The organism is Paenibacillus sp. EKM212P, from assembly GCF_011066115.1.
Taxonomy (GTDB): Bacteria; Bacillota; Bacilli; order Paenibacillales; family Paenibacillaceae; genus Paenibacillus; species Paenibacillus polymyxa_B.
The window spans coordinates 622,452-639,530 of sequence record NZ_JAAMNR010000004.1; the positions used below are offsets into that span (position 1 = coordinate 622,452).

A 17,079-nucleotide genomic window follows, 5' to 3' on the forward strand; every position below is an offset into this window, starting at 1 on the left:
CTGGTTAACGCCGTCCCCTCTGTACGAAATGCCCATGCGCAAGCTGCACACCAACATTTGCTTAACGGACGATCGATCGCCTTGTTTTCACTGGTAACGGGAGCATCCCGGCGGGTTCAGCCCGCACTTCGAAATCAGCTTTCCCTACTGGATAAACACATTTAAACATACTCAATTCAGTATATCCGTGTCATTTAGCCGTGTCAACGCGATTTCAGACAAGATACATACGGTGTATGGACAAAATCAGATTGTTTTCCGCTTCACATAATAAGCAAAAAAATGCTGAAGTCCTACCTTTAAAACCGCCATCACGGGAACCGCTAAAATCAAGCCGGTAATTCCCGCAATTTCCCCACCCACTAGCAGAGCGAAAATAATGGCTATCGGATGCAGATGCAACGTTCGTCCCACCACCTGGGGAGAGATGACATTGCTCTCCAACACTTGAATACAGGTGTTAACGACCACGACCAAAAGCACCATTTTTAAGGAGACCGTAGAAGCCATGACTATTGCCGGAGCGGCTCCCAAAAAGGGGCCCAAATACGGAACGATGTTAAAAACCGCAACCACTCCTGCCAACAACAGCGCATAAGGCATGCCAATGAGCATATATCCAAGATAAGCCATCACTCCAATAATGACGCATACCAGTAATTGTCCCCTGACATAGTTGCCAAGCGCCTGGTCAATTTCCTTAAGTACCGTTACAATCGCCTTGCGACGAGAACGCGGGAGGTAAGACACAATCGTCCGCTCGAACACATCAAAATCCTTCAAAATATAAAAAATGAGGAACGGTACAATGAACACATTGAACAGCATGTTGATCATCCCGCCGATGTTATCCATAAAGGTAGAAATCCCTGTTGCCATCCGATTCTCTAGTTGGAAAAACCATTGATTCATACCCGTTCGCACCCCTTGGGGCAAAATGCCGCTATCCATACTCGTCATTAATCCCTGTGCATGCATGGTCAGCTCAGGCAGATGCTCATTCAGCTCATCCAGTTGTTCAATGAACATCGGAATCAGGTTCATCAGAATCACAACGAGACTGGCTAAAAACACAGCATAGATGAGCAGCACAGCTACGCTTCGAGGCACCTTGCGACCGCCCAGCATACTAACAACGGGATTAAGTACATAGGAGATGATCATCGCTACCGCAAACGGAGCAATGATTGTTTTCAGAAATTCATACAAATGCAAAAACAAAGGTCGCAGCAGCCAGATAAAATATAGAATGACAAGTCCCAGCAGCGTCCATATTCCGTACCGGAACAGTCTACTTTTCGTTAATTGCTCCATTTCGTGCCCCCTTACCGGACTAGCCTCCTTTAAGTATATGCCTGTACCTCCACTTTAATCCTTCCCGCAAGTCTGGATTGCCCTATAGATTACCATTGTAAAAAAATGATGAAAACGGATGAAAACAATTAACAAAGTCATTCCATCTGACGATATAAGTACAAAGCACTACTTTAAGCTTTCACATTTCTGAAACATCGGGGGTCGTTACATGAACTTAAAAATCAAGCTTATTCTCCTTTTTACTTGTATTGTTATCGTTGCAGCTGGGCCATTGTCGATCATTAGCATGACAAGCGTTAAAAATCAGGCCAACCATGATATCCAAGAGCTTATGAACAGCAAAACCTCCGAAACCGTCAATCAGCTCGACGGATGGATAGGTGGTAACGCCAAAATTATTGAAACACTGGCTGCGAGCCTGGAATCCAGCGATATTTCATCAGATGCCAAAGCCGTATCTCTGAAAGCAGCCTTTCAAAACTATAAAGATCAAAATATTTCCAATATTTACGCAGGCTTTGAAGATGGATCCTACTGGGATGGATCTGGCTGGTTTGAAGCAGGTTATGATCCTCGCGCTCGACCGTGGTACAAGGATGCCAAAACCAAGGGAGAAATGTATTACTCGTCCCCGTACATTGATGCAAATAGTACGAATTTCACCATTTCTATTGCGAAGCCTCTCAAAAATTCGAATGGCTCCGTCACTGGTGTGGTCAGCGAGGATATTATGCTCAACGATATGACAAAAATGATTAAAAGCATAGACCTGAACGGATTGGGCTACGCATTTCTGATTGACCAAAATGGAGCCGTGATCGCGCACCCAGACAACAAGCTGGCTGGCAAAAACCTCAAGGACACCCCCGAGTTGGGCTCATCAACCGCGGACCTGCTGAGCGCCGCTTCGGGAAGAACAGACTATAACTACAATGGAAGTGACCGTCAGCTTTATTTTAAAAAGATGCCTAGCACAGGCTGGATTGTAGGGTTGTCTATTTCCAAAGAAATTGCTTTTCAGGAGTATTACTCCACTCGTAATACGTTGATTATTACGGTTGCTATCATCTTGGTCGTCGCTATGCTGCTGGCAATCTGGGCGGCAAACAACTTTATTAAGCCGATTCGCAGACTCCAAGCGAATGTCAAACGTATAGCTGAAGGTGATATGACCGCTCGCGTAGATGTTAAGGGTAAAGATGAAATTGCCAGCCTGGGAACAGATTTTAATATCATGTCTGATAATCTCTCTCACCTGTTGCGCAAGGTATCAGATACTGCTGGTGATGTCAGCTCAGCCTCCCATGATATGCATCAACACGCCAAAGATACTGGAACCATCGCGTCACAAATCTCCAGTGCAGTTCAGGAGCTTGCCCAAGGAGCGAGCGATCAAGCTGAGGCTGTATATTCCGGCTCTGAGAAACTGACTCACATGACAGGCTCCATCGACCAGATTGGCGAAAGTGTCAAACGCACCCAAACTGCCGTGTTCGAAACAGATTCTGCCGTGCTTGCAGGGTATGAAACAGCAGAACGCCAAGCGAAACTGGCCGCCGAGTCCAGACAAACGACGACTGCGGCAGGAGAAGCCGTAGATTCGCTCGCGCTGAAAACTCAGGATATTGAGCGGCTGGCCGGGGCCATCCACGATATCGCCGCACAAACAAACCTGCTGGCCCTCAATGCATCTATCGAAGCAGCACGGGCCGGGGAACACGGACGAGGTTTTGCTGTCGTCGCGGGAGAAGTGAGAAAGCTGGCTGAGCAAGCCGGCAGTTCCAGTGACAGTATCATGAGGAAGCTGGAAGAAATTAAAATTGCAGGAGTACAAAGCGCAGAGGAAATGAAGAAAGCACTTGCTGTAACAGTAGAACAGGAGCATGCTGCCATTGCGACGAGACAGGCGTTTGAATCCATTCGTGGGGCTTCTCAGCATATGCTTGCCCAAATTGAGGACGTTACCGCCGCCGCAGATCATCTCCGTGTGAATGCTGGACATATTTCCGATGTCATTTCCAGCGTTGTCGCTGTTTCTGAACAAAGTGCAGCATCTACAGAGGAAGTGGCTTCTTCTGTACAAGAACAAGGTCATGCCATGAACAATATTGCCGACCTTTCTGCCAAACTCGATTCTCACGCTGATCTTCTATTGGAAGAGGTCAAACGCTTTAAATTGTAAAACTAACCATCTTCATAAATATGGTATACAAAAGAGGGTGCCCCGAACGGCCATATGGCCGTTCGGGGCACCCTCTTCGTTGTTTTTATCAAGCGTTATCCAACCTACTAAGCCGTATGTAGATCACACCTCTTAGTAAGCAGCCTGTCCACTTTCGGTGTCAAGCTTAGGAAGAAGCATGAATTTGCGGCAAGTCCTGTTGTGCCATCTCATCTCCAAAGAATAGGTCGTCCAGCGAACTGAGCGTTCCATCCTCTTCCACTTGGTAGACAGACATTTTTTCACCATTCACCTGAAGTTCGATAAAGCATCCCCAGCAATAAAATTGATGGGAGCCGATTTTGCCGATATCTTTGGAATTACAATTCGGACATCTCAATAAACTCACCCTATCCATTAACAGAATATATGGCTTTTTCCAGACGCTGCTCGCTTAACGGGGGAACCATAACGGCATTTTCCCCGATGGACATATCTTCGGTGCAGGGCAGCCATTTCCGCCCTTCTATAATATCCGATACAAAACCATCGCTGATTTCCAAGCCTATTATGTTATTGCCCATTTCCTGGTCAAAATAAACATCCGAGATGTGCCCGAGCATAAGCCCTTCCTCTGTTAGCACGGATAGATCCTTCAGTTTACCGGGTCCAAGCAAGTACGTATGTTGTATATCATGGGCCTCCGTTTTACGGACAGCCTGCTGATTGCGAATCATGATCGCATCCTCACCGTAAGCAACGATGTCATCCCAAGCAACCATTTTCACGTGAGAAGAAAAAAGCCCTTTTCCTTCCAACTCGATCCCTGTGATTCGCCAATCAGCTGTCACCATAAAGTCATGTATTTTGCCAATCTGCTTCCCGTCCTCCACATCGAAAACGGCAAGTCCGATCATATCTTGAAGCTTCATATTATAGGGTACCTCCTCATTCTGCAATCCGAACGAAGGTGCGGTCATTTTCCTACATGCCTGTCAGACCTTGCTTCCGTTCATGCAATGAAATGGAAAACCGCCCCTCCCTTCTTATTAAAATGCGGAGAAATCCCTAGTACCTAGTACGCAGCCGCTTCCATATGGTTTCAATTTTCTTGGCCGTGTATTCCATTTCTTCCGTAGTATTACCCAAACCGAAGCTAAAGCGAATCGCTGAATGTAAAACATCTTCAGGAAGATCCATTGCCTGCAATACATGCGATAGCTCTAGAGATCCGGAAGTACAGGCTGATCCGCTTGCTGCTGCGATTCCTTCCATGTCAAGGTTCATCAGCATGGTCTCTGTACCAATGGCCGGAAAGCTAACATTGAGGACATTAGGTAAAGAATGATCAGGATCACCGTTAATTACAAAATTTGGGCTACCCAGAGTGCCGTCCAACCCTTTAAGCAGCGTCTGGCGAAGAACTGTATCGTGCGCCCCACGCTCCTCAATGGAAGCATTAGCAAGAGTTGCGGCTTTAGCCAGACCCGCAATACCAGCGATGTTTTCTGTTCCGGCACGGCGTTTCTTCTCCTGAAGTCCCCCATGCATTAGCGGCTGAATGCGTGTACCCTGACGGATATATAATGCACCCACCCCTTGTGGTCCGTTAATCTTATGACCCGATACACTCAGTAAGTCAATCGGGAGATTCCGGCAGTCGATGGATATATGACCGAAAGCTTGAACCGCATCTACATGGAATACAATGCCATGTTCTCTCGCAATCTGCCCTACTTCTGAGATCGGCTGAATAACGCCCACCTCATTGTTGGCATACATCATGCTGATCAAAAAAGTGTCCGGTCGAATGGCAGCCTCGATATCCGCAGGGTTCACGCGTCCAAAACCGTTGACCGGGACATAAGTCACCTCATACCCCGCTTTTTCCAGCTCATCACAAGCATGAAGCACTGCGTGATGTTCAACTGCGGTTGTAATCATATGCCCGGAAGTACGGCCGTCTGCCGTAGCCGTCCCAAACAGGGCCAGATTATCGCTTTCTGTCCCTCCGCTCGTAAATATAATTTCTTCAGGCTTGCAGCCCAAAGAGGCCGCAACGGCATCCCGAGCAGCGCTGACGGTGCGCTTGGCATCGCGACCAAAGGCATGAACGCTCGAAGCGTTGCCAAATTGGCCGGTCATGATGTCCATCATAGTCTGCGCAACCTCAGGATGCATAGGAGTCGATGCGGCATGATCCAGATAAATTCTGTTCATGTTAATCCACCTCAAATATAGAACATGTAATTGTCCAATTCATCATGTTCTTGGTATGTGATCAAGTCCTTAAGTGTAGTAGAATCCAACACTTCAGCGATGCTGTCACGAATTCGCAGCCACAGCTGACGTTTTGCCGGATCGTCTTCTTCCGTGAAATCGACCGGAGAAATCGGACCTTCCAGTACACGAATGATGTCTCCCGCTGTTACTCCTGCCGGTTCATTCGCCAAAATATAACCGCCGTAAGCACCACGGATACTTTTTACCAAACCTGCATTACGCAAAGGCGCGATGAGCTGTTCCAGATAATGCTCTGACAGCTGATTTTTTTCGGCAATACTTTTCAAAGAAGTTGGACCTTCGCCAAACCTGGCTGCAAGTTCCATCATAATGGTCAGGCCGTAACGGCCCTTCGTTGATATTTTCAATTGTGCCACCTCACTTATAGTAACAATTCCGTTAAACACGCGGAATAACTGGTGTTGTAAACCTCTCTATTCCGATCCTAACCCTCAGCTTATGTTAACATATTAGGGCAGGTAAAGGGAAACATTACGGTAACAATCTTAAAAAAAGTTGCTTTCGGGCGATTTGGAACAGCTTTAGCCCATTTTATATAGCTTTCTTCCATCGTTCGCCGTGTCGTTTGATCGTCCAAACATCGTATCTTATTATCGTTTATGTTACAATAGGTGGGTTCTACAACAATATTGAAAGAATTGGGTGATGACCATGGCTAAAGCCAATCATGAAACCCGTGTCGTCGTCGGGATGTCCGGTGGCGTCGACTCATCCGTTACCGCGCTGCTGCTGAAGGAGCAGGGCTATGACGTAATCGGCATCTTCATGAAAAACTGGGATGACACGGATGAATTTGGCCGTTGTACGGCTGAGGAGGATGCGGAGGATGTGCGCCGTGTCTGTGAACAGATCGACATTCCTTACTATACCGTCAATTTTGAGAAAGAATACTTCGATAAAGTATTCTCCTATTTTCTTGATGAATATAAAGCTGGACGCACACCCAACCCGGATGTCATGTGTAACCGTGAAATTAAATTCGGCGAGTTTCTAAATAAAGCGCTGGATTTGGGAGCAGATTATGTTGCTACTGGACATTATGCACGGGTTGTGGAAGAAGACGGCCACTTTACCTTGCTGCGAGGTGTGGATAGCAATAAGGATCAGACTTATTTCCTGAATGCATTAAGCCAAACACAGTTATCCCGAGCAATGTTTCCCATCGGTCATCTGCCGAAACCAGAAGTGCGTAAAATTGCGGAAGCTGCGGGACTGTATACGGCCAAGAAGAAAGACAGCACAGGCGTATGCTTTATCGGTGAGCGTAATTTTAAGGAGTTTCTGAGTGGATATCTGCCTGCAAAAGGTGGAGACATGGTGGATATCGCTACTGGTGAAGTCAAAGGACGCCACGATGGTCTGATGTACTATACACTGGGTCAACGACAAGGCTTGGGCATTGGCGGCTCGGGTTCAGGTGAACCGTGGTTTGTAGCGGATAAGGATCTGGAGAAGAATATTCTGTATGTGGTACAAGGTGATCGTCACCACAGCCTGTATTCTACCAGCCTGATTGCAACAGATGTGAACTGGATTGAAGGTGCAGATACTCGTCCGTCCGGCGAATTCCGTTGCACAGCCAAGTTCCGTTATCGCCAACCTGATCAGCAAGTAACTTTACAATGGCTTGCCGATGGAACCGTGCATGTCATATTCGATGTACATCAAAAGGCCATTACGCCTGGACAAGCTGTTGTATTTTATGATGGGGAACGCTGTCTGGGTGGAGGAACCATTGATAAGGTTGAAAAACTTCAGCCTGAAACAGTTTAAATGAATGACCATTTTTCATTGATATAGTAGGAATTAAAAAAAGTCGTCTCTCCAGATTTGGAAGGGGCGACTTTTTTTTATGAAAGATGTTTTTATTTAATGATTGAAAAAGAGTTCATAATCTGCTCTTTATGATGTCTGTCATGCTGAGCAAACATTTCTCGCAAAAAATTTTCCATGGTGTATACACGTCCCTTTTAATCCATTGGTATACTTCCCATTTTAAATAGGAATCGTCATATTTAAATAAGAGCGCTACAATGGACTTCTAACTTATTCCCTCTTTAATCCTTTTCGAATTAACTTGAAAGATCATTAATATATAAGGAACTTTTGATAACATCCTCATTTGGGTATATGATGTAGACAAGATCATACTTCAATTGAAAAGGAGCGTGCCTTTATGTCTGATTCATTAGGAATGCTGACACCGGGTAAAAAAGTTTCTTTGAAAGAATGGGACCCTAAGGATACGAAGAATATCAAAAATAAAGAAGAAATCCGACAGGAAACAGATCAATTGAAGGAACGCTTCACGGAATTACAAAGCAAATTATTTACAGAGAAAAAACAATCCGTTTTGTTTGTATTTCAGGGTATGGATTGCAGCGGCAAAGATGGCGTCATCAAACAGGTGTTTTCCAACCTTAACCCTGCGGGGGTGACTGTCCACAGCTTTAAATCACCTACGGCTGAGGAATTAAGTCATGATTTCTTGTGGCGTGCTCATAGCGTTACCCCAGGACGTGGATATATTGCAGCATTTAACCGTTCTTATTATGAGGATGTGCTGATTACACGTGTTCACGGACAGATATCCGATAAGCAGGCCAAACGGAATATTAAGCATATCAAGCATTTTGAACAGTTGTTGCTGGATAATGGTGTAAAGGTGGTTAAAATCTTTTTACATATTTCAAAGCAATTTCAGTTAGAAAAGCTGATCGACCGGATTGAAAAGCCCCACAAAAACTGGAAACTCGATCCAAGTGACTTGCAGGAACGAAAATTTTGGAAGCAATATACCCAGTATTATGAGGATGTATTAGAGCTAAGCGCAACCAAACAAGCTCCTTGGTATGTCGTTCCTTCAGACAACCGTTGGTATAGGGATTATACTGTGCTACGGATTGCCGTCCAAACGCTGGAGGAAATGAAGTTGTCTGATCCTGATCCAAGACCTGAACTTGAATCCCTTTTACCTGAATTGTACAAAGAACGAGATAAAAAATAGCTGTATAGGTACAGCACTAAGCTTCCAAACCTTATCACGGCTGAGAATGCCTTGAGACGGGATTGGAAGCTTTTTATTGCATTTTTACGTGTTATCTCAAAAATGTATAAGCTTAACTGACTCTGTACCCGATAGCCGCAGCTACAACTCCTACCACGACAGAGGACAGTACATACGTAGCCATGCGTCGGTATTCTTTACGCTCCATCAGTTGAAGAGATTCATAGCCGAATGTGGAAAAGGTGGTGTAGCCGCCACAAAAACCTGTTCCTAGCAGCATCCAGAGTGCCGGAGACAAATGGTTTTGCGTAAACTGGCCATAGAGCCAGCCTAACAGCAATGAACCGCTGACGTTAATGATCCACGTCCCCCACGGGAATACGGTACCGAACCTCTTTCCGGCCCACATGCCAAGCCCGTATCTCGCTAGTGTACCCATAATCCCGCCTGCCGCCGCCCACCAGATCATAAGCGTTCCTCCTTGGGAGCAGCCTGCGTCATTTTTGTACCTAGGCGGATACCTGTCCATGTCAAAAACAGCCCTCCGCCTACGCTAAGCAGCAGGTACAACACAGCCGTCAGCATACGATCATGAACCGTGAGGCGTACAGCATCTACTGCAAAAGTGGAAAAGGTGGTAAAGCCCCCTGTAAAGCCTGTTCCGATGGCAAGTCGCAATCGCGGCTTGATCCGCCATGATCGCAAGGTTACCGTAAAGAACCAACCAAGAAACAGGCAGCCGATCCAATTGATTAGCAGCACACCAAGTGGAAAATCCGCACCCGCCGCAGGCAACAGCGATTGCAGGCCATAACGGGTAGAGGTTCCAAGCGCTCCGCCCGCGGCAACGAATAGCACGTCTTTCATCTTTTTATCTCCTTCTTCGCTCTTGCACGATCATGGTGTAACGTGACGATATCGTACACACTCTGTATATGAAGTCACACATATATATCAAGACTGTGAATCCCGCCAGCGCTGGTTTTGCCTGATTTTTGACTCATTCCCCTGCTCAGTAGCCTGATAGAAGGTTTGGTCTGCTATCGAATCGGGCAAATATTGCTGCTTCACATAATGATTCGGATAATTATGTGGATATTGATAGCCAACATGACCGAGCTTTTCCGAGCCTTTATAGTGTGCGTCACGCAAATGGAGTGGCACCTCGGCCGATTTGATATCGTCCATAGCCGACATGGCCCGTGAAATTGCCGTATATACGGCATTCGATTTTGGGCTTTCCACAGCAAACAAAATGGCCTGTGCAATGTTCAGTTTGGCCTCGGGCCAGCCGTTATTGCGATAGGCTTCAAGCGCACTCACCGCTTGCACCATTGCCTGCGGGTTCGCTAGGCCAATGTCCTCACTGCTCGCAGCGATGAGGCGGCGGATAAAGGTCATCGGGTCCATGCCGAGCTTTTCTACGGCGTACAGAAACCAGAACAGCGCGGCGTCGCTGGAGCCGCGAATGCTTTTGTGAAAGGCCGACAGCACGTCATACTGCGTGGATTCATCTGCTTTGACAATCGGGCGACGGATGGATTCCTCTGCGACTTCCAGTGTCACGTGAATCGTGCCGTCTGCCAGCGGAGGCGTCGTGAGCGCCGCCAGTTCCAGCGCGTTCAAAGCGCGGCGGATATCACCGTTCGCCATGGACGCGATGTGAGCCAGTGCAGCTTCATCTACCTGAAGCTGCATGTAGCCGAGCCCTTTGTCCGCATCGCTCAAGGCACGGCGCATAGCAGCCAGCGAATGCTCCTGCGTTAGCGCTTCAAGCTGGAACAACGTAGAACGGCTCATTAAAGCGCCGTTGACGTAGTGAAAGGGATTTTCAGTGGTGGCGCCAATAAACACGATCGTGCCCTTTTCCACCGCAGGCAACAGTGCATCCTGACGCGAGCTGTTAAAACGATGTACCTCGTCGAGAAACAAAATGGTTTTTTTGCCATACATCGATTTATTCGTCTGTGCCCGGTCAATGACTTCTCTTACGTCTTTCACAGATGCTTCTACAGCATTCAGACGTACAAAATCGCCTTGCGTGTGTTGCGAGATGATATGTGCCAGTGTTGTTTTGCCGCACCCCGGCGGTCCGTACAACAAAATAGAAGAGACCTGATCTGCCTCTATAGCTCTTCGCAGCAGCTTACCTGGACCCACAACATGCTCCTGTCCAATATATTCATCCAGCGAAGTCGGACGCAAGCGATCCGCAAGCAACCGATTGCTTGGCGTTGACTCTTGGGAATATGAAAATAAGTCCATTTCATTCACTTCCTTATGGTTTATGAACGAACACTTTCTCTTTTTCTTTGAAAACATACTATACTATGTTCGCTCATACGGTTGAAAATCATGAAAATTCAAGTCATCTATAATCCTGATACGGTATAAACCGCCTCTTATTCTACCATATCCGTTAACAAGTTGCAGATAGCATGGTCACGGCACGGCTGTAGATCTACAAGTCAGTCGCCTACAAAAAAAAATAAAGAACAGCCTTAGACGAAAGATGAATTTCGTGGCTGTTCTTCGACTGGCATAACTTCATAATTTCCATCACTAAGATAAACAGTACAAAAAGGAATACAACAACTCAGGCGATGCTTTACAACGCTTTTTCTGCTTACTCCGTCTGTGCCTGTACGTAACTAGGAAGTGAGCCATCATGCAATAGCCACAGCTCATGCAGCGCACGGGTACATCCTACATACAGCAGTTTGGCATCCCATGCCCGTTCTCCATAATGCTCATGGTCGGCATCCGCCACAATAACTGCATCGAACTCCAGACCTTTGGATAGGTACACAGGCAGTACCGACAAACCGCCTTCATATTGCTTTTTACCACCGTCAATCAAATTCACATCCAACCCCGCGCTTATGAAAACCTCATGCAGTTCCATAGCCTCTTTTAAGGTGCGTGTCAGCACAGAAACAGTACGATACTCCTTGGAGGACAGCTCTTTTAGAGCGGTGAGCAAACTCTGCTCACGCACGGATGAGTCGTAAGACACGGTGCGCACCGGATCGCCACTACGAAATACCGGAACTGCCGTAATACCGCCGCGAACTCCCTGCTCCAAAATCGTGTTTGCAAATTCTATTATTTCCAAGGTTGATCTGTAGCTCCGCGTAAGTGCAAAATACCCGGTATGTTCCGGCGCAAAAAGAGAACTCATTTCCTCCCACGCATGTACACCACGGTATTCATGGATGCCCTGCGATAAATCGCCCAATATCGTAAAGGAATGCCCTTTCACGAACAAATCCAGCAATGCGATATGAAAAGGTGAAAAATCCTGCGCTTCATCAATGACCACATGGTCAAAACGTTGAGATGACTCTACCTCATGAATCAGCACGTGAAGATACACTAACGCAGTCAGATCTTCTTCACGGATAATCTGTTTTCGCAGGTCCGACTGTGTGGTCTTAAAAATAGCAGTCGGCAGAGAAGCCTTCATCTCCGCAGCCGTATCTGCGGGTAACCCTTTAGCTGCCTGAAAAAGCTGCTTATAGAGCGTCAGTGCGTCATATTGTGGCCATTTTTTAGCATATGCCTTTTCCCGTGTCCCTGCCTTTTTCTTGCGTTCCTTGAGCGCTGCCGCCGAAGGCGACTTTTTCAGTTCCATTTCAATCCAGCGGTGCACTCTTGCCAGCACACGCTCCTTCCGCTTCGCGAGCGGATAAGGCTTATATTCCTCATTAAACCAATTCAAAATCTCAGCTTGTGGCAGCACCGCTCCATCCCATGGTGAAAAATCCCCCTCAGGCACGGAGATGGGCTCCAGTCGTTCAACAAAAGCTTGAAGCAACTCCATAAAGTGAACCGAGCCCTTGAATCTTCCCGGAGCCTCATCCATGGATTCCTTTCTCAGACTGCCACTCTCAAACCAATAAGATAATGTTTCGGCAGGATCAGCCAAAGGTAAATCCAAACCCAATAAGTCCAGTGCCCAGTCTGCAAATGTACTTTGCTGAATATTCCCGACCCCCAGCTCTGGAAGTACATCTGAAATATAGTCAAGGAACATATGGTTTGGTGCGAAAATTACCATTTTGTCCGCTGATACCTGATCCTTGTATTGATACAGCAAAAATGCGAGACGATGCAGCGCTACCGTCGTCTTGCCACTACCCGCTACCCCCTGAATAACGAGGGCTGTATTTTTGGCCGCGCGGATGATCTGATCCTGCTCCGCCTGAATGGTAGATACGATATCCCGTAAACGGTTATCCTTGTTTTCTCCCAAACGATAAACGAGAAACTCATCAGAAACGGCAGGCTCGTCGCTTTCACGATTATATGTATCGGCTACCCGTTCCAGGATTTTTTTCCGAATGACAACATTACGCTTCAGATAGACCAAGCCCTCAATGGTTCCCTCAGGAGCTTCGTAAGACGCGGTTTCTTCACCACCTGTAAACGAATAAAACAAGCTGGCAATCGGTGCACGCCAATCAATCACCAGCGGATACGCTGACGTTTCTTCACGCTCCACTCCAATTTTACCGATATAAAGTGGCTTCCGTTGCCCTCTGCCACGCTCGTCAAAATCCATACGACCAAAATAAGGCTCCTGTGAGCTTTTGGCCAAAGCCTGACGTTTTTCCTCCCGTGCCGATTCCAGCACTTGCTCCGTAAAATCATGCCCGGTGTACACCGGCGTATTGCGAAGCCGTTCCAATCTCCGATCAATTTCCTCCATAGCAAGCGACAGCCTATGCTGTTCTTCTTGATAGGCACTTTGAAACTCATTCTCCATTTCAGTTACCTCCTAAGAATATCAAGTCTCGATTTCTGCATCGCATTCACTTGCTCCGACACAAAAAAAGGAAAGTAAGCGTAACACATTTAACCATAAAAATCCAACCTTATTTCCTAATACGCCTATTCCCCTACTCTTTCACAAAAGTATGAAGCTTTGCGGCACCAGTGGAGCGGGTGATTTGAATCCGAAGAAGCGGAGCGTTCGCCTTTGCCTCTGAATTCCCCCCTGTCCTCATTACAATGAGAGGAATTCAGAGGCAACAGCGATCGGAGGATCAAATCACACGCGCAGCGGCCTCTAATGCTCCATACTCCTCTCCCCCATCTCCACAAACTGCTTTTGAGCCAGCTCACGGTACACCTGATGGGACTCTAATAACTCCGTATGAGTTCCTGCACCGGTCACCTTACCCTTGTCCAACACGATAATCTGATCGGAGTGCACCACCGTAGACAAACGATGAGCAATGACAATCGTCGTGCGTCCTTCCATCAAGTTCGCTAGGGCCTTCTGTACCTCATGCTCAGATGAGCTGTCCAGACTAGATGTAGCCTCATCCAGCATGAGAATGTCAGGGCTACGAAGAAGCGCACGCGCAATAGCGATCCGTTGACGCTGCCCTCCGGACAGCTTCATTCCCCGTTCTCCCACCTCAGTATTGTAGCCTTGAGGTAGATCCATAATAAATGTATCCGCATACGCCATCGTGGCTGCTCGTCTCACTTCTTCCAAGTCAGCTTCGCGCCCCAAGCCATATGTAATATTATCTCTGACCGTTCCGGTCATCATTGAGCTTTCCTGCGATACATAACCAATTTTGGAGCGCCAGGAGGAAAGTGTATATGACGATATCGGTTCGTCTCCATAACGAATTTCACCTGTATCTGGCACATAAAAGCGTTCCAACAATGAAAACAAGGTGGACTTCCCACTTCCACTCGGTCCCACGAATGCTGTCGTCCGGTTAGCCGGAATGACCAAGTTCGCATTATGAAGGACCTCTTCACCTTCGGTATAAGAAAAGGCAACATCACGAAGTATAATATCTCTGCTCTCTTTCGCCGCTTCCTGCTTCAACTCGAGCGGTTCTTCTTCATGATCTAAAATCGTCTGAATCCGTTCAGTAGCCCCAACCACCTTTTGCAGACGTGAATACAGGGTCGTGAATTGTGCCATCGGTGTGATCACCTGAAACAGCAGCAAAATAAAAGCCACCAAATCCCCAGCGGTCAGCACACCCGATGCGACACGAACACCACCAACACCCAATATAATGACCAGCACTGCAGTCAGCAAGAAGGTAGAAATGGGACCTACAAGGGCCAGGATACGTGACTCTTGCAAACCGAAGCGGAACATCCGGTAAATACGATCCTCACCGGCCTGAGCCTCTCTGCTTTCGGTTCCGTAGGCCTTCACCAGTCTGATTTCGCCGATAACCTGACTCAACACTGAGGTCAGATCTGCCATCTCATCCTGCTGTTTTTTGGAGATGCGGTACATTTTTCTGCCTACCGGAAATAAAATCAGGGCTGTTAGCGGAACAATGGCCATAATAATGAGCGTCATCACCCAATCCAGATAAAATAACAATGCAATACCACCAATAATTGCGATCACATTAGAAATCAGATTGACTAGATACTCCGTAATTAAGTTCATAATCAGGCTTGTGTCATTGGTGACGCGACTCATCGTATCTCCTGACCGATTCCGATCAAAGTAAGGGATAGGTAGAGATAAGATTTTATGCCATAAGCGTTTGCGCAAATTAGCCACAATCTTATGCCCGGCATAGTTCAACATATAGATAGAAACCGCCGAAGCCACCGCTTGAAGCACAAAAGCGCCAAGCAGACCAACAATGACCATACGGTTTAGTGAAGAAAAGGTCAAGCCATCAATCAACCCTTTGGTCATCATGGGTACGATTAAACCAGCAATGGTCTGAATCAGCGTCAGAATCAGGGCGATGATTAGAATAGCCTTGGGCGGATGTGCACTCGCAATCAATTTGATAAACCGCCCCATGCCAGCCTTATCCGGTCTTTTACCCGACTTTTCCTTCATCTGGTCCTCCTGCTCATCTTGGTGTGTATGATGTTCTTTTTCCATATGCCATCAACCTCGCTTCCTGTCTGACCATTCTTGTTCAAACAACAACACCCGCGCTCTGCGCGGGTATGAACAGTACAATCTATCTTCGAGTTTACTACACCAGAGAATGAAGCACAAAGTTAGCCACAAATAGTACAGAAATGATATATAATGCAACAGGCACTTCCTTGCCCCGTCCTGCTGCCAGCTTGGCTACGGGGTATGCAATAAAACCAAAGGCCATCCCGTCTACAATACTGTAAGTAAAGGGCATCATCACCATGATCAGAAATGCAGGAAACGCTTCAGTAAAATCACTGAAATCCATCTCTCGCACATTTTGCACCATTAGACCCCCAATGATGATCAACACGGGCGCAATGGCACTGTCAGGAATATAAGCCAACAGAGGAATAAAGAAAAACGTCGCTCCGAATAAAATAGCAGTTACCAGCGGTGTCATTCCCGAGCGTCCCCCCGCTGCAATGCCAGCCGTCGATTCCGCAGCGGCTACCGCCGGACTGCTACCCAAAATACCGGCAAAGATATTGGTTACAGCCAACACACGCAAGCTGTTTTTAAATAAATCCGGTCTTCCAATCATGTTGGTTTGAGCAGTAATCATACCAATATTCTCGAATAGCACGATGAGTAGGAGCAAAAAGACAGCGATCCAGAAAGCTACCGAGACAATGCCTGAAAAGGAAAGCTCTCCAAACAATTGCCCATACTGTCGTACCGTTTCAGAGGTTCGTACCGTGCTTGTAGGCTCTACAGCTTCCAGTATATAAGCAAGTCCAGTTCCCGCCAAAATGCTAATTAGTAAACCTCCCTGAACGTTACGCACAAACAATATAATAGCGAGCAGCAACGTTACACAAGCCGTAATTACCTTGGGATCATTAAAATGGCCAATAGCCACAAAAGTCGTCTGATGAGCAATCACGATGCCGCTTTTTTGCAATCCGATAAAGGTTAAAAACAATCCAATGCCCACCGTAATTCCGTGCTGCAAATTATGGGGAATCGCTTGGCTAATCAGCTTGTACAATGATGTAAAAGCCACAATGGCGAATAAAATCCCTGTGACGGCAACCACCATCAGCGCTTCCTGCCAGCTCAGCTTCATAGAATGTACGAGCGTATATGTGAAAAAAGCATTAATTCCCATCCCGGGTACAACGACCATTGGAGATTTCCCACCAAAAGCCATAAGCAGGCAGCCGATCATCGATGTCAGCAGCGTCCCGAGCATTGCCCCTTGGAGGGGAATCCCGGCATCTGCCAAAATAGTTGCATTAACCATAACAATGTATACAACGGAAAAATAAGAAATGGCCCCAGCGGCTAATTCCTTTTTCCAATGATGCTCGGGCTTGAAACCGAGACTTCTGGACCATAGTCCATCCTTCATACCAA

14 protein-coding genes are annotated in these 17,079 nt (G+C 46.9%); 3 read left to right on the plus strand and 11 right to left on the minus strand.

Annotation, left to right across the window (positions count from 1 at the left end; genetic code table 11):
• Positions 1 to 246: 246 nt before the first annotated feature.
• Positions 247 to 1,314, minus strand: coding sequence for an AI-2E family transporter (locus tag G9G54_RS15380; RefSeq protein ID WP_165178718.1), 1,068 nt, complete (start codon positions 1,312 to 1,314; stop codon positions 247 to 249).
• A gap of 211 nt (positions 1,315 to 1,525) precedes the next feature.
• Here G9G54_RS15380 and G9G54_RS15385 point away from each other — a divergent pair, with 211 nt between their 5' ends.
• A complete protein-coding gene (locus G9G54_RS15385; protein ID WP_165178719.1) occupies positions 1,526 to 3,499 on the plus strand; it encodes a methyl-accepting chemotaxis protein in 1,974 nt (657 codons plus the stop codon).
• A gap of 166 nt (positions 3,500 to 3,665) precedes the next feature.
• Here the strand turns inward: G9G54_RS15385 and G9G54_RS15390 are convergent, their stop codons facing one another.
• From G9G54_RS15390 to cymR, 4 genes are all read right to left on the minus strand, one after another.
• Entirely contained in the window at positions 3,666 to 3,878 is a 213-nt protein-coding gene (locus G9G54_RS15390) for a hypothetical protein (RefSeq protein ID WP_013311529.1), read from the minus strand.
• A 10-nt stretch (positions 3,879 to 3,888) separates the two neighbouring features.
• Positions 3,889 to 4,410 carry a PRC-barrel domain-containing protein gene (locus G9G54_RS15395; protein ID WP_013311530.1) on the minus strand — a complete coding sequence of 174 codons (522 nt, stop codon included), beginning with the start codon at positions 4,408 to 4,410 and terminating at the stop codon, positions 3,889 to 3,891.
• Between the two features lie 136 nt (positions 4,411 to 4,546).
• Positions 4,547 to 5,698 (minus strand): cysteine desulfurase family protein, encoded by a 1,152-nt coding sequence (locus tag G9G54_RS15400; RefSeq protein WP_165178720.1) that lies wholly within the window; start codon positions 5,696 to 5,698, stop codon positions 4,547 to 4,549.
• Between the two features lie 11 nt (positions 5,699 to 5,709).
• Positions 5,710 to 6,129, minus strand: a complete 420-nt coding sequence (cymR, locus tag G9G54_RS15405; protein ID WP_013311532.1) for a cysteine metabolism transcriptional regulator CymR — start codon at positions 6,127 to 6,129, stop codon at positions 5,710 to 5,712.
• Between the two features lie 304 nt (positions 6,130 to 6,433).
• Between cymR and mnmA the strand changes: the two genes are divergently transcribed.
• Together mnmA and G9G54_RS15415 are read left to right on the plus strand one after the other, a co-directional pair.
• Complete coding sequence (mnmA, locus tag G9G54_RS15410; protein ID WP_165178721.1) at positions 6,434 to 7,555, plus strand: tRNA 2-thiouridine(34) synthase MnmA; 1,122 nt, start codon at positions 6,434 to 6,436, stop codon at positions 7,553 to 7,555.
• Between the two features lie 403 nt (positions 7,556 to 7,958).
• Complete coding sequence (locus G9G54_RS15415; RefSeq protein ID WP_025723903.1) at positions 7,959 to 8,789, plus strand: PPK2 family polyphosphate kinase; 831 nt, start codon at positions 7,959 to 7,961, stop codon at positions 8,787 to 8,789.
• Positions 8,790 to 8,901: 112 nt separating this feature from the next.
• Here the strand turns inward: G9G54_RS15415 and crcB (G9G54_RS15420) are convergent, their stop codons facing one another.
• From crcB (G9G54_RS15420) to G9G54_RS15445, 6 genes are all read right to left on the minus strand, one after another.
• Complete coding sequence (crcB, locus tag G9G54_RS15420) at positions 8,902 to 9,258, minus strand: fluoride efflux transporter CrcB (protein ID WP_165178722.1); 357 nt, start codon at positions 9,256 to 9,258, stop codon at positions 8,902 to 8,904.
• The gene (gene crcB / locus G9G54_RS15425) at positions 9,255 to 9,656 is read right to left on the minus strand and encodes a fluoride efflux transporter CrcB (RefSeq protein WP_023989914.1); all 402 of its coding nucleotides are present in this window, start codon (positions 9,654 to 9,656) and stop codon (positions 9,255 to 9,257) included. The genes crcB (G9G54_RS15420) and crcB (G9G54_RS15425) overlap by 4 nt, the downstream gene beginning before the upstream one ends.
• An 87-nt stretch (positions 9,657 to 9,743) precedes the next feature.
• Positions 9,744 to 11,054, minus strand: coding sequence for a replication-associated recombination protein A (locus tag G9G54_RS15430; protein WP_023989915.1), 1,311 nt, complete (start codon positions 11,052 to 11,054; stop codon positions 9,744 to 9,746).
• A gap of 361 nt (positions 11,055 to 11,415) precedes the next feature.
• A complete protein-coding gene (locus tag G9G54_RS15435; RefSeq protein ID WP_165178723.1) occupies positions 11,416 to 13,557 on the minus strand; it encodes a HelD family protein in 2,142 nt (713 codons plus the stop codon).
• A 303-nt stretch (positions 13,558 to 13,860) separates the two neighbouring features.
• The gene (locus G9G54_RS15440; RefSeq protein ID WP_165178724.1) at positions 13,861 to 15,678 is read right to left on the minus strand and encodes an ABC transporter ATP-binding protein; all 1,818 of its coding nucleotides are present in this window, start codon (positions 15,676 to 15,678) and stop codon (positions 13,861 to 13,863) included.
• A 97-nt stretch (positions 15,679 to 15,775) separates the two neighbouring features.
• Entirely contained in the window at positions 15,776 to 17,074 is a 1,299-nt protein-coding gene (locus tag G9G54_RS15445; RefSeq protein ID WP_165178725.1) for an NCS2 family permease, read from the minus strand.
• Positions 17,075 to 17,079 lie beyond the last annotated feature (5 nt).